The sequence below is a fragment of the Allopusillimonas soli genome (assembly GCF_004153445.1).
Taxonomy (GTDB): Bacteria; Pseudomonadota; Gammaproteobacteria; order Burkholderiales; family Burkholderiaceae_B; genus Allopusillimonas; species Allopusillimonas soli.
The window spans coordinates 755620-773663 of sequence record NZ_SDQC01000002.1; the positions used below are offsets into that span (position 1 = coordinate 755620).

Genomic DNA, 18044 nt, shown 5'->3' on the forward strand with positions numbered 1-18044 from the left:
CCTTCGGCGCCGACCAGCCGCCTGCTCAGACTCTTTCCAGCACCACGGCGATCCCCTGCCCCACGCCTATGCACATCGTGCACAGCGCGTAGCGCCCGCCCTGCGTGTGCAACTGATTCACCGCCGTAAGCGCCAGGCGCGCGCCGCTCGCGCCCAGGGGATGTCCCAGGGCAATCGCGCCGCCATTGGGGTTCACGCGCGGGTCGTCGTCCGCCACACCCAGCATGCGCAGCACGGCCAGCCCCTGGGCCGCAAAAGCTTCATTCAGCTCAATGACATCCATCTGGTCTATGCCGAGCCCGGCCAACTCCAGTACCTTGCGGGACGCCGGCGCAGGCCCGATGCCCATGATGCGCGGCTCCACCCCCGCCGTTGCCATGGCGACAATACGCGCGCGCGGCGTCAGCCCATGCTTGCCCGCGGCCGCTTCCGAAGCCACCAGTAAAGCGCAGGCGCCGTCGTTGACACCCGAGGCGTTCCCGGCTGTCACGGTACCGTCCGCACGCACGATCGGCTTCAAGCGCGCCAGCGCTTCGAGCGAAGTGGCGCGAGGATGTTCATCCTTGTCGACGACCACTGGATCGCCCTTGCGCTGCGGAATCACCACAGGCACGATTTCCCGTGCGAAGAAACCCGACGCCTGCCCCTGCGCCGTCTTGGTCTGGCTGGCCAATGCAAATGCGTCCTGGTCCTCGCGGCTGACCTTGAACTGGTCAGCCACATTTTCCGCCGTTTCAGGCATGGAATCGATGCCGTACTGGGCCTTCAGTTTGCGGTTGACAAAACGCCAGCCTATGGTGGTATCGAAGATCTCAGCACTACGCGAAAAAGCGGTTTCGCCCTTGCCAATGACAAAAGGAGCCCGCGACATGCTTTCGACCCCGCCGGCCAGGATGAAGCTCGCGTCGCCCGCTCGGATCGCCCGCGCGGCCGAGCCCACGGCATCAAGACCCGAGCCGCAGAGGCGATTGATGGTCGCACCGGCGACCTCGACGGGCAAGCCGGCCAGCAGGGTGGCCATATGGGCCACATTGCGGTTGTCCTCGCCAGCCTGGTTGGCACATCCCAACAAAGCATCGTCCAGCGCCGCCCAGTCCGCGCCGGCATTGCGCTCCATCAGGGCCTTGATCGGCGTGGCGGCCAGATCGTCTGTGCGAACCGGGGACAGTGCGCCGCCGTAGCGGCCAAAAGGCGTGCGAACAGCGTCGCAGATGAAGGCTTGTGTGCTCATGGAAGAACCCGTTGTGAGATTGACGAAGGATAGTGAGCCATATTAGCGACGGCCGATCCTCATGCAAACGCCCACAGCGCGGAATGTCCACGCTGTGGGCGTCCCCGCCGGCCCCGAAGGCCGACACCCGGCCTTCGGGGCCGGGCTTTGGAACCATCAGCCCAGGTTGCTGGCGGCGAATTCCCAGTTCACCAGCTTCCAGAAGCTTTCAAGATATTTTGGCCGCGCATTGCGGTAATCGATGTAATACGCGTGCTCCCAGACGTCGCAGGTGAGCAGGGGCACGTCATCGCCAGTGATGGGTGTCTGGGCATTGCTGGTATTGACAATGTCCAGCGAGCCGTCGGCCTTCTTGACCAGCCACGTCCATCCGGAACCGAAGTTACCGGCAGCGGATGTATTGAATGCTTCGATGAAGGCATCGACGCTACCCCATTTGGCATTGATCGCCTCGAGCAGCTTGCCGGTTGGTTGTCCGCCCCCATTGGGCGACATACAGCTCCAGTAGAAGGTATGGTTCCAGACTTGGGCTGCGTTGTTGAACACGCCACCCGAGGCCTTCTTGATGATTTCCTCAAGCGAGGCGGAAGCGAACTCGGTACCTTCGATCTGCTTGTTCAGATTGGTAACGTATGCCTGATGGTGCTTGCCATAGTGGTACTCAAGTGTTTCCTTGGAAATAGTGGGCGCCAAAGCGTCCATTGCATACGGAAGTGGGGGAAGCGTAAAAGCCATGATTCAATTCCTTCAAAAAAAGCCGTTTCAAGGTACCGAAGAAATGCAGCAGGCGGAGCGGCGCATACCCTCCGCCGGCAACCGGTGCATAACACGGACGCAGACACCCGGCCGCTCACAGCAGACCATGCGCTTGCAGCACACGCACCTGCAGCTCGCCCTGGCCCAGTTCCACACCGAGTTGATCGCCGACTTTTAAGTCTAACGCATTTTTGACAATCTTCCCGTTCGCCTGACGCACGATGGCATAGCCACGGTCAAGCACTGTGTGCGGGTCGAGCGCGCGCAGCGTCTGCAGCTCTGCGGCAAGACGATGGCGGCGGCGTTCAAGCAGCCTTTCAGCGCTTGCCGCCATATCCCTGCGCAAACGAGCCAGCCGGTCGCGACGGATCTGCATATCGGGTCCGGCCATGGCCAGGCGCGCCTGGATGGCTTGCAAGCGCTGTGCCCGCGCCTGCGCAGGCTGGCCGGCGGCGCGTGCCAACCGCTGCGTCAGCGCGGCTAGTCTGTCGCCCTGCTGGCGCAAACGTTCCTGGGGCGAAACCAGCATGGCGACCGCCCTGTCCAGCCGCATGGCGGCGTGCTCGAGAAAACGCGATTGGCGCGATGTTAGGGCGCGCACCAGCGCTTGCAACTGGTCTGTGCATGATGACAAGCTGCGGCAGCACAGTTCGGCAGCCGCGGTAGGTGTGGGCGCGCGCACATCCGCCACGAAATCGGCGATGGTGAAGTCGGTCTCGTGACCCACCCCGCTGATGACAGGAATCGGGCTGGCGGCCACCATGCGCGCCAGGGTTTCGTCGTTGAAGCTCCATAGATCCTCCAGACTGCCTCCGCCGCGCACCAGCAGCAGCGTGTCGACCTCTTTGCGGTCGATCGCCCGGCCAAGCGCCTCGCAGAGCCGCCCCGCCGCGGCCATGCCCTGCACAGGCGCGGGATAAATGATGACACGCACATGCGGCGCCCTGCGGGCCAGCGCGGATAGCACGTCACGCAAAGCGGCGGCGGCCAGGGAGGTAATCACGCCCACCGCGCACGGCATGGACACCGGCGCACGTTTGCGCGAGGGCTCGAACAGGCCTTCGGCGGCAAGGCGCTCCTTGAGCGCAAGAAACGCTTCGTGGAGATCGCCGCGACCGGCCCGGCGCATGGCCTCGACTTGCAGCTGATAATCGCCGCGCGGCTCGTACAGCGTCACCGTGGCCCGAAATTCAAATTTCTCGCCTGCGCGCGGCACGAAGCCAACGGCCTGCGCCCTGCCCCGGAACATGACGGCGCGTACAGTGGCGCGCTCGTCCTTGATGGAAAAGTACCAATGCCCCGATGCGGCCTGCGTGAAATTCGAAATCTCACCGCGCACCCACACGCGGCTGAACGCGCCCTGCAACAGTTCGCCCACACGGCGATTCAGTTGCCCGACCGACCAGATCTCCTGGCCTTCCCGGTCATCCCGGCCGGCCGTAAAACGGGGGAAATCATCCATATTCGCCATCACTCTTTCCACAGCGGATTCTTTCTTGTCAAATCAGTGAAATATCAATCCAATTCAGCCCAATGATTAAACCTTGCTTTAGATTTTCTCTGTAATAGATTGATTTTTATGAATTTTCTAAAAAGTTTCCATTTGAATGCAAATTAACCATTGAACCGCAAAGTCCCATGAATAGCGCACATCAGGGAAGTTCTGCACAGAATTATCCACAGATTCTGTGGATACCCGACGGAAAGCCAGCATCGACGCCATTCGCGGTACCGACGACAAGGAATCGCCGGGTTCTTCAGCCCTTCGATCTGGCATCATTCGCATTCGCGCGGCTTCCATGTCACGACCACTTCCGCAACTGGCCCCGCCACGCCATACCGCCGCCTTTGACGCAACGCGGCACGCGCACCCCTGTAAAATGCCGCTGACAGACATCGCACTGGCAGACATTGCAGCAACTCATTATCTTATCGCGGAGAAAACATCTTGTTGGATATCCTCGAAGCCGCCGGTTGGCCCATCTGGCTGCTGGTTGCCACCTCCGTGCTAACGCTCGCCCTCATTATCGAACGCTTGCTGTCGCTGCGCGCAAGCGTCGTCTTCCCCAAACGCCTTCCCAGCCAGGCGTTAGACCTGCTGCGTCAAGGCAATATCAGCGGCGAGGCACTGATGCGTCTGTCTGACCAGGCACCATTGGGCCACGTCCTGGCCGAGATCCTGCTGTATCGGGACGAAACCAACACCTATCGCATTGCCGCCGCGGAAGACGCCGGCAAGGACGTGGCCTACAGGCTGAACCGCTACCTGCCGGCCCTCTCCACGATCGCTGTCGTTGCCCCCCTGCTGGGACTGTTTGGCACGGTTGTCGGCATGATAGACATCTTCGCTTCGTACACGCCCGAGGGCGGCGATCCCGCTCAATTGGCCCGGGGCATTTCAATTGCACTCTACAACACGGGTTTTGGCATCATCATCGCCGTGCCTGCACTGGTGTTTCATCGCTACTTTCGTTCGCGCGTGGAAGAATACCTGCACCGCATGGAGCGCGAGGCCAGCGCACTGAATCGCATCATCAACCGGGGAGGCCCACGATGAATTTCCGGCGCCACCCATACAATGACGAGCCGGAGATCAACTTGATTCCGCTTATCGATGTATTGCTGGTCATTCTCATCTTTCTCGCCGCCACCACCTCCTTCACCCGCTACCAGCAGTTGAGACTGGACCTGCCGCAGGCGCGCGGCGATGCGCCGCAACGCCATACGCTCGACCTCGCCATCAGCCAGGAAGGCATGTATGCGCTGGACGGCCAGTTGCTGGACGGCGCCAGCATACAGGCCATGGCCGAGGCGCTGCGCACGGCGCGCCAGGCGCGCGGGCTGGATATACTGGTCATCGAGGCAGACGGTCAGGCTCCGCATGCCTCGGTGATCCGGGCCATGGAGGCGGCGCGCATGGCCGGCATCGGGCGCGTGAACTTCGCTACGCGCAGTCCCGAGTAATGACGACGTCCACGCCCGCCACAGCGTCTCGGCGCAGCCCGCCACCCCGTTTTGTGGAGCGAGCGAGGCGATGGACCGCCGCCGGCAGGAAGGAGCGGCGTATATGAACGGTGTGATCGAGCGTCTGCATACCAGTCTGCAATCCGCATGGCAGCACAAGGGCATGCTGTCCAACCTGCTGTACCCCCTGTCGCTGATTTCCCGCGCCGTTGCCGAATACCGGCGGGTGCGCATCTCCCGTGACCCGGGCCGAGTGTGCATCGGCCCCGTGCCAGTAATCGTGGTCGGCAATATCTATGTGGGCGGCACGGGCAAGACGCCCGTCGTCATAGCGCTCGCGCAATCCCTGCGGCGTCAGGGCTGGCGGCCCGGCATTATCAGCCGCGGCTACGGCGTGCGCGTCGGCACCCATCCACGCTGCGGCCAGGGCAGCCTCGACGCCGCCCGTTTCGGCGATGAGCCGGCGCTCATTGCCGCAGCCACGGGCGCGCCGGTTTCGGTGCATCCCCGGCGCTGCCTGGCCCTGGGCGCAATGATCGCGCATTATCCTGCCGTGAATGTCGTCATTGCGGACGACGGCTTGCAGCACCATGCACTGGGTCGCCATGTCGAGATTCTGGTTCAGGATGCGCGGGGCACCGGCAACGGGCGCATGCTGCCGGCAGGTCCGCTGCGCGAGCCGCCAGACAGGATTGCTTCGGTCGATCTCGTCGTGACCAACCTGGGGCCCGCCGACACACCGCCGACCATGCCTGTCGAGCCGGCGCAGATGGTCGTCATGCGGCTGACTCCCGCAAGCGCCGAACATCTGGTATCGGGCACGACAATGCCCTGGGACGCCTGGCTGGCCAAGCATGGGTGTGCGCCTGCGGCCGCAGTCGCGGCCATCGGCAATCCTGCCCGCTATTTTTCCATGCTGCGCGAATCGGGTGTCACGCTCTCCGAATGCATCGCGTTGCCGGACCACGACGACTATGCCCAGCCCCCCTTCAGCCAGATTGATGCCGAATGCATACTCATCACGGCCAAGGACGCCGTGAAATGCAGGAAGGTGCGCGACGACCGCCTCTGGGTGGTGCATGCCGCCCCCCGGTTTTCCGACCCTGCATGGACCCGCCGCATCGACGAGCGACTTCGCGCCCTGCCCCGCAGTGGAGCAGCAATGGCCGCAAGCCCGCCCAGGGATTAAACTCTCCTTTTGCCTCTTCGTTCTGGAATCGCCCATGGAATCCCGTCTGCTTCAAATCCTGGTCTGCCCGCTCTGCAAGGGCCCGCTGCGCGTGGACCGCGGCAGGCAGGAACTGGTGTGTGGCGCCGACAAGCTGGCGTTTCCCATACGAGACGGCATTCCCGTCATGCTGGAAAGCGAAGCCCGCAAACTGACCGCCAGTCGCCCCCCAGACGGCTCCCCAGGCCAGGCCGATGCCTGGGGTGCGGCACCGGGCTCATCCTCCGAATCGGAGAACAGCGGCACGGAAGACCGGCAATGAGCTTCATTGCCATAGTGCCCGCCAGGGCAGCTTCCTCGCGCCTGCCCGACAAGCCGCTCCTGGACATCGGAGGTCTGCCCATGGTGGTTCGCACCGCACGCCAGGCTGCGCGCTCCCGTGCGGAGCGTGTCATTGTGGCCACCGACGATGCGCGCGTACAGGCAGCAGCCCGAGAACATGGCATCGAGGCGGTGCTCACGCGCGGCGACCATCCCACTGGTACCGACAGGCTGGCCGAAGTCTGCCAGCAACTGACGCTGGCGCCCGATCGCATCGTGGTCAACGTGCAGGGCGACGAGCCGCTAATCGAGCCTGGATACATCGACAAAGTAGCCGCTGCGCTCGAAAAAGACGCGAGCGCAGCCATTGCAACCTGCGCCGCGCCTATTTCCCGGCAAGACACGCTTTTCAATCCCAACGCCGTCAAAGTCGTGTGCACGGCCGACCGGCGCGCCCTGTATTTCTCTCGCGCACCCATCCCGTGGGCGCGCGATGCCCTGGCTGGCGGCGCGCACGTCCTGGCACCAGGCCTGCCAGCCTTGCATCATATTGGCCTATACGCTTATCGGGCGGCGTTCCTGCTAGGCTTTCCCTCGCTGCCCGTAGGGCCGCTGGAAACCTTCGAGTGCCTGGAACAGCTCAGAGCGCTGGAAAACGGCCACGCCATCACTGTTCAGCAGGTGGACGCACTGCCTGCACCGGGCGTGGACACCCCTGAAGACCTGGCGCATATACGCGCGCTCTTTGCAAATCGGTTATAAAAACATGTTTTGCCCGAAATTCGCATGCTTGGCCCTGATTCCGCACGCCCATGCGTGCCTAGCGGGCCAAGCAGATCATGCTGCATTGCGGCATAATCCATAACTTAAAAAAACGACACACTCCTGGAGAAGAAAACATGCGACTGATATTGCTCGGTCCTCCCGGCGCTGGCAAGGGAACCCAGGCTGCCTACATTACGCAAAAATATGGCATCCCGCAGATTTCCACCGGCGACATGCTGCGCGCAGCGGTCAAGGCAGGCACGCCGCTGGGTCTGGAAGCCAAGAAAATCATGGATACGGGAGGCCTGGTATCCGACGATCTCATCATCGGTCTGGTCAGAGACCGTCTTGCCCAGCCCGACTGCAGTCAAGGCTACCTGTTCGACGGCTTCCCTCGCACCATTCCCCAGGCTGATGCCCTGAAACACGCAGGCATCCCCTTGGACTACGTCGTGGAAATCGTGGTGCCGGAGGAAAACATCATCGATCGGATGAGCGGCCGGCGCGTACATCCGGCCAGCGGGCGCACCTATCATGTCACGTTCAACCCGCCTCAAGCCGCCGGCGTCGACGACATCACCGGCGAGCCGCTGGTCCAGCGCGACGACGACCGGGAGGAAACCGTGCGCAAGCGGCTGGCGGTGTACCGCGAGCAAACACGACCGCTGGTCGACTATTACTCGCAATGGGCCGCGTCGGGCGACAAAGATGCGCCCGCCTATCGCCAGCTTTCCGGGTTGGGCACGGTGGACGAAATCCGCGAGCGCATATTCGAGGCCCTGCAGCGCTGATTCGCGCCAGAATCTGCCACACACTCAAAGGACAGAGACAGACATGGAAATAAAGGACAAGGTTTTCATCGTGACCGGCGGCGCCTCCGGCCTGGGCGCCGGCACAGCGCGCATGCTGGTCGGGGAAGGCGCCCGCGTCGTGATCGCGGATGTGCAGGACGAAGCGGGGCAACAGCTGGCCGCAGAGCTGGGGCAGACCTATGTACACTGCGATGTCACGCAGGAGGCCGATGGCCAGGCGGCCGTTGACGCCGCGCTGAAGGCCGGCCGCCTGTTCGGTCTGGTCAACTGCGCGGGCGTGGCGCCTGCTACCCGCACCGTGGGCAAAAACGGGCCCCATCCGCTCGACATGTACCAGAAGGTCGTGATGATCAACCTGGTGGGCACCTTCAACATGATACGGCTTGCGTCGCAGGCCATGAGCCAGAACGAACCGGAGCCTACAGGCGAACGAGGCGTGCTGATTAACACCGCATCGGTCGCCGCCTACGACGGCCAGATCGGGCAGGCTGCCTATGCATCATCCAAGGCCGGCGTGGTCGGGCTCACGCTGCCCGTGGCGCGCGATCTGTCCAAGCTTGGTATCCGCTGCGTCACCATTGCGCCGGGCATATTCGGCACGCCTATGGTATTCGGCATGCCCCAGGAAGTGCAGGACAGCCTTGCCGCCAGCATTCCCTTCCCTTCCCGCCTGGGACGACCGGACGACTACGCCAAGCTGGTGCAGAGCATCGTGACCAACGAGATGCTCAATGGCGAGACCATACGGCTCGATGGCGCCATCCGTATGGCGCCAAAGTAAACAAGGACAGCGTACAGCCATGGGCCTGCTTCGCTCGGCCGCAACCGTCAGCAGCTTCACCCTGGTTTCCCGTATCACGGGCCTGGTGCGCGACGTCCTGATCGCCGGCATATTCGGGGCGGGCGCACTCACCGACGCCTTCTGGGTGGCGTTCCGCATCCCGAATCTCCTGCGCCGGCTCTTTGCCGAAGGCGCCTTCTCACAGGCTTTCGTGCCCATTCTCGGTCAGGCCCGCACACAGCGCAGCCAGTCCGAGGTGCGCCTGCTGCTCGATCGGGTCGCATTGCTGCTTACCTTTGCACTCATGGCGGTCACTGCGGTCGGCATACTCGCCGCGCCCTGGGTGGTCAGTGCCATGGCCAGCGGTCTACGAGCCGCTTCCCGCCAGCCCGAGTTTCACGCAGCCGTATGGATGACGCGCGTGATGTTCCCTTACATTATCTGCATGTCGCTGGTGGCATTTGCGTCGGGCGTGCTGAATACATGGAGCCGCTTTGCCGTACCCGCCGTCACGCCCGTACTGCTGAACCTGTCCATGATCGCCTCAGCCTTGTTGCTGGCACCGCACCTGCAGGTGCCCATATATGCACTTGCCGCCGGCGTCATGGCGGGTGGTGTGGCGCAGCTTGTAGTGCAATGGGCAGCCCTGGCCCGCCTGGGCCTGCTGCCGCGTTACCGCATCGACCTGCGCGGAGCCTGGCGCGATCCAATCGTCAAACGCATCATGCGGCAAATGCTGCCAGCGGTGTTGGGCGTATCGGTTGCCCAGATATCCCTGCTCATCAATACGAATATCGCCACATGGCTTGCGCCGGGCAGTGTCAGTTGGTTGTCGTTCGCGGATCGACTGATGGAGTTTCCGACTGCCCTGCTTGGCGTGGCGCTGGGCACCGTGCTGCTGCCCAGTCTGTCGGCCGCGCATGCGAGCGCCGACCAGGGGGGCTACAGCGCCCTGCTCGACTGGGGCCTGCGCCTGGTATGCCTGCTGGGACTGCCGGCTGCGCTGGGCATGGCGTTGCTGTCCGACGGACTGGTTGCAACATTATTCAACTACGGCGCTTTTTCGGCCCATGACGTGGCGCAGACAAGACTGGCCGTGACCGCCTATTCGGCCGGCCTCATCGGCCTGCTTGCCATCAAGATCCTTGCCCCCGGTTTCTACGCCAAGCAGGACATACGCACGCCGGTCAAGATTGCGCTGGGCGTGCTGGTTCTCACCCAGCTATTCAATGTGATATTCGTGCCCTTGTTTGCCCATGCGGGGCTGGCACTGTCCATCGGACTCGGAGCCAGCGTCAACGCCCTGTGCCTGGTGTATCTGCTGCGCCGCCGCGGGGTGTACCAGCCGCGACCCGGCTGGATGGTCTTTCTTCTGCGCTTGGTTCCCGCTCTGGCGGTGCTGGCCGGCATTCTGTGGCTGGCTCAGGTCCACCTCGACTGGCTGGCCCTGGGCACGCATCCCGCGCGCCGCGCCGGATGGCTCGCCCTGGTCGTGCTGGGCGGAATCGCAGGCTACTTCGCCATGCTCCTGCTGTGTGGTTTCAGAGCCTCTGACTTTACAAGACGCGCCAAATAATCTAGAATAGCGGTCTTTGCCAGATTAGACCTTTACTAGGATTGCACGCATAACATGGCCAATTCAGCACAAGCCCGCAAGCGCGCCCGCCAGTCGGTGCAGCGCAACAAGCACAACGCCAGCATGCGTTCCATGCTGCGCACGTCCATCAAGCGCGTTCGCCAGGCCATTGCCGCCGGCGACAAAGCCGCCGCGACGGAAGTTTTTCAGAAAACCACCAGCATCATCGATCGCGTAGCCGACAAGAACATTATTCACAAAAACAAGGCGGCCCGTCATAAAAGCCGTCTTGCCGCTGCAGTCAAAGCCCTTGCCTGACAGCACAGGAAAGGTTTGATACGGCAAAGACGCCGGCCCGGCCGGCTACCAAGGAACAGGACGCACCGCGTCCTGTTTTTTTTGGCTGGAGTATAGTTGCGAAAGACTGACTCCATGCCCCTGCCTGGGCACCGGACCATGCACTCGAGCCACGACACGCACACAAACGCACCACCCAGCAATCCGCTTGATGCGGCCGGCCCTGCGGGCCATGCAGCTGCCGCCACTGACTTGGCGCCCACGCACGAGCCTTCCCCCCCAGCCGACAAGCGGGAAGTCGCACTGACCATCCTGGCCGCCATCGCCGTCATCTTTGCATTGCAATGGGCCGAGGACTTTTTCATTCCCTTGGTTTTCGGCATCTTTATCGCCTATACGCTCAATCCCATTGTGGCGTGGCTGGAGCGCTATCGGGTGCCCCGCGTCGCCGGCGCCAGCCTGGTCATGCTCGTGCTCCTGGGATCCGGTGCAATGGCGGGCGCCACCGTCTATCGCGAAGCGCGGTCCATCGTGGATGAACTTCCCTATACCACCTACAAGATAACGCATGCTATGCGCGAAGTCCGCAGCAGCGGCGAGCTCAGCACGCTGGACAAGTTGCGTCGCATGGCTGACGAACTGAAGAAGGCGGCAAGTCCCGAACCTGCGCAGACCACACCCCCGGCAGTCGTCAAGGACGGACAGACGATACCGCAGGTTGTCATTCAGCAGCCTGAGAAGGATCTGGACGATTGGCTATGGGCGGGATCGCTAAGTGCGGCCCGCTTTGTCGGCCAGATGATCATGGTGCTGTTTCTGGTGTTCTTCGCGCTGGTGTCGGGCGATATCTTCAAGCGCAAGCTGGTCAAGTTGACCGGGCCCTCGCTGTCGCGCAAGAAGATTACCGTGCAGATTCTGGACGACATCAATATGTCCATCCAGAAATATATGTTCATGCTCTTGGTCACCAACGTCTTGCTGGGCCTTCTTGCCTGGGTCGCCCTGCATCTGATCGGCCTGGACAACCCGGGCGCGTGGGCTGTTGCCACGGCCTTGTTGCACATCATTCCCTATTTTGGCGTGCTTATTGCCGCCTTGGCCGCGGGCGTGGCAGCCTTTCTTCAATTCGAGTCTTTCTCCATGATGCTACTGGTCATTGCCGTGACGGTGGGCATTTCGTCTTTTGTGGGTACGCTGGTCACCACATGGATGACGGGACGCATTGCCAGGATGAATGCGACCGCCGTATTTGTCGCACTGCTGTTTGGCGGCTGGCTGTGGGGCGTCTGGGGATTGCTGCTGTGTGTGCCGGTAATTGTGGTGATACGCGTGATTGCCCAGCATGTGGATGCCATGCAGCCGATTGCAGAGCTGCTGAGCGACTGACGGCCCTGCTCTGCATCCTGAGTGCCAAGGCCCAGCCTGCTAGGAAGGCTGCCCAGAAGACATCAGGCGTTCGCCGAGAAAATCCAGAAAGGCGCGAACCGCCGGCACCATGCCCCGTCGCGAACTGAACACGGCATGCACGATGCCGGGGGCGGTCGACCACTGCGGAAGGGGTTGCACCAGCCTGCCCTGGGCAATCTCGTCGACGCACATATAGTCGGGCAGGAGCCCCGCCCCGACGCCGCCCAGAATGGCATATTTGAGCGTCAACATGTCATCGGCCACAAGGCGGGGCCTATGCGTCAGGCGGTACTGTGCGCCGTTGGGCCCGAACAGCGTCCAAATGGCCCGCTCATCGCTGACGGACATGGCCACGGAATCGAGCAGCGTCAGGTCGCTGGGCTGACTGGGCACGCCTTGGCGTTCCAACTGTCCCGGACTGGCCACCAGGAGCACCTGCGATCTGCCCAGGTGCTTGACCACCAGGCTCCCGCTTTCCGCGAGCGACACACGCACGCGCAATGCAATATCCACCCCCTCTTCCACCACATCCACAACACGGTTGCTGACCGCCATGTGCACCTGAACCAGCGGATGAAGCTGCTGGAAATCGGGCAGCAAGGGCCCGACCATGGTCTGGGCTACCGTCACGGGACACGCAACACGTATGATGCCACGCGGCTCCACCTGCACTTGCGCCACCGCCGCCGATGCGGCCTGGGCCTGTTCGCACATGGCCAGGCAGTGCCTGTAATACAGTTCGCCCGCCATTGTGAGAGAAAGCTTTCGGGTCGTCCGCTGCAACAGCCTTACCCCAAGCTCGTCCTCCAGCCTGGCGACGCGCCGCGACAGGCGAGACTTGGGAATGCCCAAGGTGCGGCCTGCCGCCGCAAAACTGCCCTGGGTCACCACTTCGGCAAAATACATCATGTCATTCAGATCCTGCATGATCGTGCCTCTCGATATGTAACCTCAATAGCGTTCAAATTCAGGACAATCTATCGCATCTGCGCCTACTTATAAATATTATTGTATCTATTCATAATTCAACATACCAGGTCGCTAATTAGGCCATTCCTCTAACAAACGGAGCGCAACACACATGAAACTGCTGCATATCGACTCAAGCATCAATGGCACACAATCCATATCCCGCAAGTTGAGCGGCGATATCGTTTCGCAGTGGCTAGCCGGTCACCCCGATACCGAGGTCCAGTATCTGGATTTGGCCGTGGACACGCCCAACCACTTTTCAAGCGATGCCATGGGCATCCGGGTGCCGCAGGATGACCGGCAAACCGAGGCCCAGCGCCGCGAGAACGCGCTGTCAGAAGCGCTGGTCAGCCAGTTTCTGGATGCCGATGTGGTCGTTGTCGGGGCGCCGCTGTACAACTTCTCGATTCCCAGCCAGCTCAAGGCATGGATAGACCGCATTGCGCAAGCCGGGCGCACGTTCCGCTACACAGAAAGCGGTCCCATTGGCCTGTGCGCGGGCAAGACCGTGATTGTGGCGCTTAGCCGCGGCGGCATCTACTCCACGAGCGAGGCGGGCCAGGCCATGGAGCACCAGGAATCCTACCTGAAAGCGATTTTCGGCTTCTTCGGCATAACCGACCTGCGTGTAATACGCGTGGAAGGCACCGCCATGGGTGGCGAGGTTCTTGCCAATGCCATGAGCGCGGCGGCGGTCAACATTCCGAAAGTGCTGGCTCAACGGCTCCCGGCGCAGGCAGACGTCCAGGCCGCCTGACCGCGGCCAGGGACGCCACGCCCCCTAGCTGCGATCTTTGAGCCAGTGCCCGAGCTTGCTGGCCTTGGTAGTGAGATAGTTTTCGTTGTACGGATTGCGGTTGACCTGCAGTGGCAACCGCTCCACAACCTGAATACCCAGCTTTTCCATGGCAGCCACTTTGCGGGGGTTGTTGGTCATGAGACGCAGCGAACGGATGCCGGCGTGATCCAGCATGGGGCGACAGAGATCGTAGCGCCGCATATCCGCCGGGAAGCCCAGGCGCTCGTTGGCTTCGACGGTGTCGGCGCCCTGATCCTGCAACTGATAAGCGCGTATCTTATTGACCAAGCCTATGCCGCGTCCTTCCTGGCGCAAATACAGCAAAGCGCCGCGCCCCTGCTTCGCAATCGCCTGCAGGGCCGCTTCGAGCTGAGCGCCGCAGTCGCAGCGCTGGCTGAACAACGCGTCGCCGGTCAAGCATTCTGAATGTACACGCGCCAGGACGGGAAGGCCGTCGCCGACGTTGCCCAGCGTCAGTAGGAGGTGCTCCTTGGCTGTGGCGGGATCCACAAATACATGGATGTCGAAGACAGCCCAGGGCGTGGGCAGCTTGCTGGCGGCAATGTAGTCCAGCCTGTACGCCGCCCCGTGCTCGCTGGCCGCAGCCGCGCGCTGATGGTTTGTCAGGTCGGAATCATCGCCGGGAGTGGAAGGCATCGTTTACCTCTGTCGGAAAGCAGGCAAGCTTAACACTGTCTGCCATGCAGCGCCTCCCGCCGCCGGGCGTGCGCCCGGCTGCGTCCCTTCCATCATACTGCTATACCTTCACGCCGAGATATTTCTCGATTACTGAATTATCTGCATGCAACTGCTCAGGTGTGCCGTCGAACACCACATGGCCATTATTAATGATGTAGCAACGATGCGCCAGCGACAAAGCCGCCCGCCAGTTCTGCTCCACCAACACTATGGTGTGGCCACTTTCGGCCAGCTTGCGGCACACCTCGATGAGATCCTGCACAATAAGCGGCGCAAGGCCCTCGAATGGCTCATCCAGCATGATAAGCCGGGCATTGCGTATCATGGCGCGGGCAATGGCCAGCATCTGCTGCTCGCCGCCCGAAAGCTGCTTGCCACGATTGCGCCGCCGCTCAGCCAGGCGTGGAAAGGTTTCGTAGATCTCATCGAGCGTGCGGGCCGGCTTGGCCGTCATGGCCGCAAGCTGCAGATTCTCCTGTACCGTGATGGCCCCGAAGATGCGTCTTTCCTCGGGCACCAGTTGTATTCCACGGCGCGCCAGCTGGTATGGCGGCAAATGCTGCACGGCCTCACCGTTGTGCCGAATGATGCCGCTCTTGGGCGGAACCATACCCATCAGCGACTTCAGTGTCGTGCTCTTGCCCGCGCCATTGCGACCCAGCAAGGCCACGACCTCGTTCTCCTCCACACGCATGGAGACATCGAAGAGGATATGCGAATCCCCGTAATAGCTGTTGATTTTTTCGACCTCAAGCAGACTCATGCTCGTCCATCCCTCCGAGATAGGCAGCCTGTACTGCCGGATTGGTCCGGATTTCGTCCGGCGTGCCTTCCGCAAGCTTGCGGCCTTCGTACAGCACCGTTATACGCTCAGCCAGCTCGAACATGGCATCCATGTCGTGCTCGACGATAACCATGCTGCGCCCTTGCCGTATGGACTTGAGCAGCGCCACGACATGCACGCGCTCCTCGGGGCCCAGCCCCGCCAGCGGCTCGTCAAAGAGCAGCACATTGGCGCCCGTGGCAAGCGCCAGCCCGATCTCCAGTCTGCGCTTCTCGCCGTACGACAGTTCCGAGACAAGGGTGTCCGCCTGGCGCGTCAGATCCACCAATGCGATGGCGGCATTGACCTGCTCGTCCATCTCATGCGAATGATGCAGGCTGCGTAGCAGGTCGATGCGGAAGTGTCCGCGACGACGCGCCAGCACCGGAATCATGACGTTCTGGCGCACCGAGAGGTGTTCGAACAGCTGGTTGATCTGGTAGCTCTTGCTCATGCCCAACTGGCACACCGCCGTGACGCCGATGCCCGTGATTTCTTGTCCACGAAAGAACACCTGGCCCCGCGTGGTGGCAAGCTCCCCGGCCAGCATGGCAAAGAACGTGGATTTGCCCGCGCCGTTCGGCCCGATCACCCCGCGCATCTCGCCTTCGGCCAATGAAAAGTCCACATCGCTGACCGCCATCAATCCGCCATACTGCTTGGTGATGCCACGCGCCTCAAGCACCGGCGCGCCCGGACGCGATGACTGCGTTGGCGTGACGATATCCAGTTGTGCGATGGCATGCGTGTCGGCATCGAGGTCCACTACCTGCGAGCTGCGATGCCGGCGCTTGTACCAGGCAATGACGCCGCCTGCGACACCGTGCCTGAATACGGTGACCAGCACCACGAACACGATACCGAGTATCAGCTTCCAATATGCGCCGATCTCCGCGATCTGTTGCAGGCCGTCATACAGATACAGCCATATGGTGGCGCCGAATACCGGGCCCAGCAATGTGCCCGCGCCGCCCATCACCGTCTGTATCACCAATTGCGCGGACGTGTCGAGCGAAAAGGCATCGGGTGGCATGTACGACTGAAAGACGCCAAGCAGCCCTCCTGCCAGGCCGCCGTATGCCGCCGCAATGACAAATACCATGAGCTTGTAACGCTGGATTGCATGCCCGAGGGCCAGCGCGCGCTTGGGATTGCCGCGGATCGCCTTGAGCACCGCGCCCACGGGCGACCGCACGATGCGCCGCGCGATCACATATCCTATGAAGAAAAAGATGGCCACGAACCAGTACATCGGCCACCCACTGGAAATGTGGATTGTAGTAAAGCCCAGCGATATCTCTGGCGGAGGTACGCCGGCAATGCCGTTTTCGCCTCCGGTGTACTCCTTGAATGCGGAGTTTTCCAGGAAATAGAACATCTCGCCGAATGCCAGCGTACTCATGGCGAAGTAGATGCCTGTGCGCCGCAGGGTCAGATAGCCGATGACCAGTCCCGCCAGCGCGGCGACGATGACGCCGATCAGCAGGGCCAGCAGCATATGCGGCACGATACCGGATGTCAGCAGATAAGCGGACACAAAGCCGCCCGTGCCATAGAAGGCCGACTGCCCGAAGGAAAGCAGGCCCGTGTAGCCGAACAGCAGGTCAAAACCCAGGCCGAACAGGCCCCAGATGAGTATGCGGGTCAGCAGATCGGCACTCATGCCGAGATACGGCAATACAAAGGGCGCAGCCAGCAGACAGACGCCGACGATCATCTCGGGAAGTTGACGGCGCGCAAGGGAAACGGTGTGCGTGCTCATTCGCGGCCCTCCTGGCCCATCAGGCCTTGGGGGCGCAGAATGAGAACGAGTGCCATGACCACGAACAGCATGACATGGGAATAAGCAGGATTGAACATGGATGTCAGACTCAGGATTTCACCGGCAATGATGCCGCCGATAATGGCGCCCGGAAATGATCCGACTCCGCCAATGACGACAACCACGAATGAATCGACCAGCACGCGGTGGCCCATGTCGGGCGACAGCGTGACAATGGGTGAATCGATGACGCCGGCATAGCCGGCCGCCATGGCACCAATACCGAAAACGAGCAGAAAGGTGCGCTTTACATTGATACCCAGCACGTTGACCATCTGCGCATCCTCGATGCCCGCGCGCACGATGAGTCCCAGACTGGTGCGATAAAGGACGTAGTACAGCACAGCAAGCGTGGCGGCGGCGATGCCGAGGGCCTGAAGCCTGTATAGGGGATAGATCAGCGATCCGATGCGGGCAATGCCTTGGCCCCATTCAGGCGTGGGCACCGACAGGCTGATGCCGCCAAATATGGAGCGCACTATCTCGACCAGAATAATACCTATCCCAAAAGTCACCAGGATTTGGTCTTCGGGCGGCCTGCTGTAATACATCCGCATCAGGCCGCGCTCGATGACCAATCCCAGCACCAGCGCCACGGCTGCGCCGATGACAATGGCTGCCACGAAGGACTGCGTAATGCCATAGGCGGTGTAACCCGCGTAGGCGCCCACAACAAACAGAGCGCCATGCGCGAAGTTCACCACCCCCAGCGTGCCGTAGATGATGGTCAGGCCCGTGCTGATCAACGCCAGCAGCAGGCCCATGGCCAGCCCATTGAATAACTGGGAAAAAAACAACGACATGCTTGGCATTCAAAGTTCCTCCTTTTCAGCTCATATGCCTCTCAGCCA

Annotated in this window: 19 protein-coding genes; 11 read left to right on the plus strand and 8 right to left on the minus strand. The window is 61.8% G+C overall.

Going from position 1 to position 18044, the window contains the following annotated elements; genetic code table 11:
• Positions 1 to 25: 25 nt before the first annotated feature.
• The 3 genes from pcaF to xseA form a co-directional block, all read right to left on the minus strand.
• Positions 26 to 1231: a 3-oxoadipyl-CoA thiolase gene (gene pcaF, locus ERD78_RS09290; protein ID WP_129968974.1), complete on the minus strand. Its 1206-nt coding sequence runs from the start codon at positions 1229 to 1231 to the stop codon at positions 26 to 28.
• A gap of 156 nt (positions 1232 to 1387) precedes the next feature.
• Complete coding sequence (sodB, locus tag ERD78_RS09295; RefSeq protein WP_129968975.1) at positions 1388 to 1966, minus strand: superoxide dismutase [Fe]; 579 nt, start codon at positions 1964 to 1966, stop codon at positions 1388 to 1390.
• A 115-nt stretch (positions 1967 to 2081) separates the two neighbouring features.
• Positions 2082 to 3449 carry an exodeoxyribonuclease VII large subunit gene (gene xseA / locus ERD78_RS09300; RefSeq protein WP_129969123.1) on the minus strand — a complete coding sequence of 456 codons (1368 nt, stop codon included), beginning with the start codon at positions 3447 to 3449 and terminating at the stop codon, positions 2082 to 2084.
• Positions 3450 to 3935: 486 nt separating this feature from the next.
• On the opposite strand from xseA, the gene ERD78_RS09305 reads away from it, so the two are divergent.
• The 10 genes from ERD78_RS09305 (at position 3936) to ERD78_RS09350 (ending at position 12057) form a co-directional block, all read left to right on the plus strand.
• A complete protein-coding gene (locus ERD78_RS09305) occupies positions 3936 to 4544 on the plus strand; it encodes a MotA/TolQ/ExbB proton channel family protein (RefSeq protein WP_129968976.1) in 609 nt (202 codons plus the stop codon).
• Complete coding sequence (locus ERD78_RS09310; protein ID WP_129968977.1) at positions 4541 to 4951, plus strand: ExbD/TolR family protein; 411 nt, start codon at positions 4541 to 4543, stop codon at positions 4949 to 4951. Before ERD78_RS09305 ends, ERD78_RS09310 begins: the two co-directional genes overlap by 4 nt.
• A 103-nt stretch (positions 4952 to 5054) precedes the next feature.
• Positions 5055 to 6140: a tetraacyldisaccharide 4'-kinase gene (lpxK, locus tag ERD78_RS09315; RefSeq protein ID WP_129968978.1), complete on the plus strand. Its 1086-nt coding sequence runs from the start codon at positions 5055 to 5057 to the stop codon at positions 6138 to 6140.
• A 34-nt stretch (positions 6141 to 6174) separates the two neighbouring features.
• Positions 6175 to 6441, plus strand: coding sequence for a Trm112 family protein (locus ERD78_RS09320; protein ID WP_129968979.1), 267 nt, complete (start codon positions 6175 to 6177; stop codon positions 6439 to 6441).
• Complete coding sequence (kdsB, locus tag ERD78_RS09325) at positions 6438 to 7202, plus strand: 3-deoxy-manno-octulosonate cytidylyltransferase (RefSeq protein ID WP_129968980.1); 765 nt, start codon at positions 6438 to 6440, stop codon at positions 7200 to 7202. Before ERD78_RS09320 ends, kdsB begins: the two co-directional genes overlap by 4 nt.
• A 137-nt stretch (positions 7203 to 7339) precedes the next feature.
• Positions 7340 to 7996 (plus strand): adenylate kinase, encoded by a 657-nt coding sequence (gene adk, locus ERD78_RS09330; RefSeq protein WP_129968981.1) that lies wholly within the window; start codon positions 7340 to 7342, stop codon positions 7994 to 7996.
• Positions 7997 to 8039: 43 nt separating this feature from the next.
• Positions 8040 to 8798: a 3-hydroxyacyl-CoA dehydrogenase gene (locus ERD78_RS09335; protein ID WP_129968982.1), complete on the plus strand. Its 759-nt coding sequence runs from the start codon at positions 8040 to 8042 to the stop codon at positions 8796 to 8798.
• Between the two features lie 19 nt (positions 8799 to 8817).
• Positions 8818 to 10374, plus strand: a complete 1557-nt coding sequence (gene murJ / locus ERD78_RS09340) for a murein biosynthesis integral membrane protein MurJ (protein ID WP_129969124.1) — start codon at positions 8818 to 8820, stop codon at positions 10372 to 10374.
• 54 nt (positions 10375 to 10428) lie between these two features.
• Complete coding sequence (rpsT, locus tag ERD78_RS09345) at positions 10429 to 10692, plus strand: 30S ribosomal protein S20 (protein WP_129968983.1); 264 nt, start codon at positions 10429 to 10431, stop codon at positions 10690 to 10692.
• Positions 10693 to 10788: 96 nt separating this feature from the next.
• Positions 10789 to 12057 carry an AI-2E family transporter gene (locus tag ERD78_RS09350; RefSeq protein ID WP_245152396.1) on the plus strand — a complete coding sequence of 423 codons (1269 nt, stop codon included), beginning with the start codon at positions 10789 to 10791 and terminating at the stop codon, positions 12055 to 12057.
• A 39-nt stretch (positions 12058 to 12096) separates the two neighbouring features.
• Here the strand turns inward: ERD78_RS09350 and ERD78_RS09355 are convergent, their stop codons facing one another.
• Positions 12097 to 13005 carry a LysR family transcriptional regulator gene (locus tag ERD78_RS09355; protein ID WP_129968984.1) on the minus strand — a complete coding sequence of 303 codons (909 nt, stop codon included), beginning with the start codon at positions 13003 to 13005 and terminating at the stop codon, positions 12097 to 12099.
• Between the two features lie 154 nt (positions 13006 to 13159).
• Between ERD78_RS09355 and ERD78_RS09360 the strand changes: the two genes are divergently transcribed.
• Positions 13160 to 13807 (plus strand): FMN-dependent NADH-azoreductase, encoded by a 648-nt coding sequence (locus ERD78_RS09360; protein WP_129968985.1) that lies wholly within the window; start codon positions 13160 to 13162, stop codon positions 13805 to 13807.
• A gap of 24 nt (positions 13808 to 13831) precedes the next feature.
• Here ERD78_RS09360 and ribA read toward each other — a convergent pair whose 3' ends face one another.
• From ribA to ERD78_RS09380, 4 genes are all read right to left on the minus strand, one after another.
• Entirely contained in the window at positions 13832 to 14506 is a 675-nt protein-coding gene (ribA, locus tag ERD78_RS09365) for a GTP cyclohydrolase II (protein ID WP_129968986.1), read from the minus strand.
• Positions 14507 to 14606: 100 nt separating this feature from the next.
• Positions 14607 to 15311: an ABC transporter ATP-binding protein gene (locus tag ERD78_RS09370; RefSeq protein WP_129968987.1), complete on the minus strand. Its 705-nt coding sequence runs from the start codon at positions 15309 to 15311 to the stop codon at positions 14607 to 14609.
• Positions 15298 to 17133, minus strand: coding sequence for a branched-chain amino acid ABC transporter ATP-binding protein/permease (locus ERD78_RS09375; RefSeq protein WP_209019959.1), 1836 nt, complete (start codon positions 17131 to 17133; stop codon positions 15298 to 15300). The genes ERD78_RS09370 and ERD78_RS09375 overlap by 14 nt, the downstream gene beginning before the upstream one ends.
• Positions 17130 to 17996, minus strand: a complete 867-nt coding sequence (locus tag ERD78_RS09380) for a branched-chain amino acid ABC transporter permease (RefSeq protein ID WP_245152397.1) — start codon at positions 17994 to 17996, stop codon at positions 17130 to 17132. The genes ERD78_RS09375 and ERD78_RS09380 overlap by 4 nt, the downstream gene beginning before the upstream one ends.
• Positions 17997 to 18044: the final 48 nt, after the last annotated feature.

What these genes read in the sequence shown, in the direction of transcription:
- lpxK (WP_129968978.1), top strand. Translation starts at nt 5,055, where the DNA reads ATGAACGGTGTGATCGAGCGTCTGCATACCAGTCTGCAATCCGCATGG.
- ERD78_RS09370 (WP_129968987.1), bottom strand. Translation starts at nt 15,311, where the DNA reads ATGAGTCTGCTTGAGGTCGAAAAAATCAACAGCTATTACGGGGATTCG.
- ERD78_RS09360 (WP_129968985.1), top strand. Translation starts at nt 13,160, where the DNA reads ATGAAACTGCTGCATATCGACTCAAGCATCAATGGCACACAATCCATA.
- rpsT (WP_129968983.1), top strand. Translation starts at nt 10,429, where the DNA reads ATGGCCAATTCAGCACAAGCCCGCAAGCGCGCCCGCCAGTCGGTGCAG.
- sodB (WP_129968975.1), bottom strand. Translation starts at nt 1,966, where the DNA reads ATGGCTTTTACGCTTCCCCCACTTCCGTATGCAATGGACGCTTTGGCG.
- ERD78_RS09310 (WP_129968977.1), top strand. Translation starts at nt 4,541, where the DNA reads ATGAATTTCCGGCGCCACCCATACAATGACGAGCCGGAGATCAACTTG.
- ERD78_RS09320 (WP_129968979.1), top strand. Translation starts at nt 6,175, where the DNA reads ATGGAATCCCGTCTGCTTCAAATCCTGGTCTGCCCGCTCTGCAAGGGC.
- ERD78_RS09335 (WP_129968982.1), top strand. Translation starts at nt 8,040, where the DNA reads ATGGAAATAAAGGACAAGGTTTTCATCGTGACCGGCGGCGCCTCCGGC.
- ERD78_RS09375 (WP_209019959.1), bottom strand. Translation starts at nt 17,133, where the DNA reads ATGAGCACGCACACCGTTTCCCTTGCGCGCCGTCAACTTCCCGAGATG.
- ERD78_RS09355 (WP_129968984.1), bottom strand. Translation starts at nt 13,005, where the DNA reads ATGCAGGATCTGAATGACATGATGTATTTTGCCGAAGTGGTGACCCAG.
- adk (WP_129968981.1), top strand. Translation starts at nt 7,340, where the DNA reads ATGCGACTGATATTGCTCGGTCCTCCCGGCGCTGGCAAGGGAACCCAG.
- xseA (WP_129969123.1), bottom strand. Translation starts at nt 3,449, where the DNA reads ATGGATGATTTCCCCCGTTTTACGGCCGGCCGGGATGACCGGGAAGGC.
- pcaF (WP_129968974.1), bottom strand. Translation starts at nt 1,231, where the DNA reads ATGAGCACACAAGCCTTCATCTGCGACGCTGTTCGCACGCCTTTTGGC.
- ERD78_RS09380 (WP_245152397.1), bottom strand. Translation starts at nt 17,996, where the DNA reads ATGTCGTTGTTTTTTTCCCAGTTATTCAATGGGCTGGCCATGGGCCTG.
- kdsB (WP_129968980.1), top strand. Translation starts at nt 6,438, where the DNA reads ATGAGCTTCATTGCCATAGTGCCCGCCAGGGCAGCTTCCTCGCGCCTG.
- ribA (WP_129968986.1), bottom strand. Translation starts at nt 14,506, where the DNA reads ATGCCTTCCACTCCCGGCGATGATTCCGACCTGACAAACCATCAGCGC.
- murJ (WP_129969124.1), top strand. Translation starts at nt 8,818, where the DNA reads ATGGGCCTGCTTCGCTCGGCCGCAACCGTCAGCAGCTTCACCCTGGTT.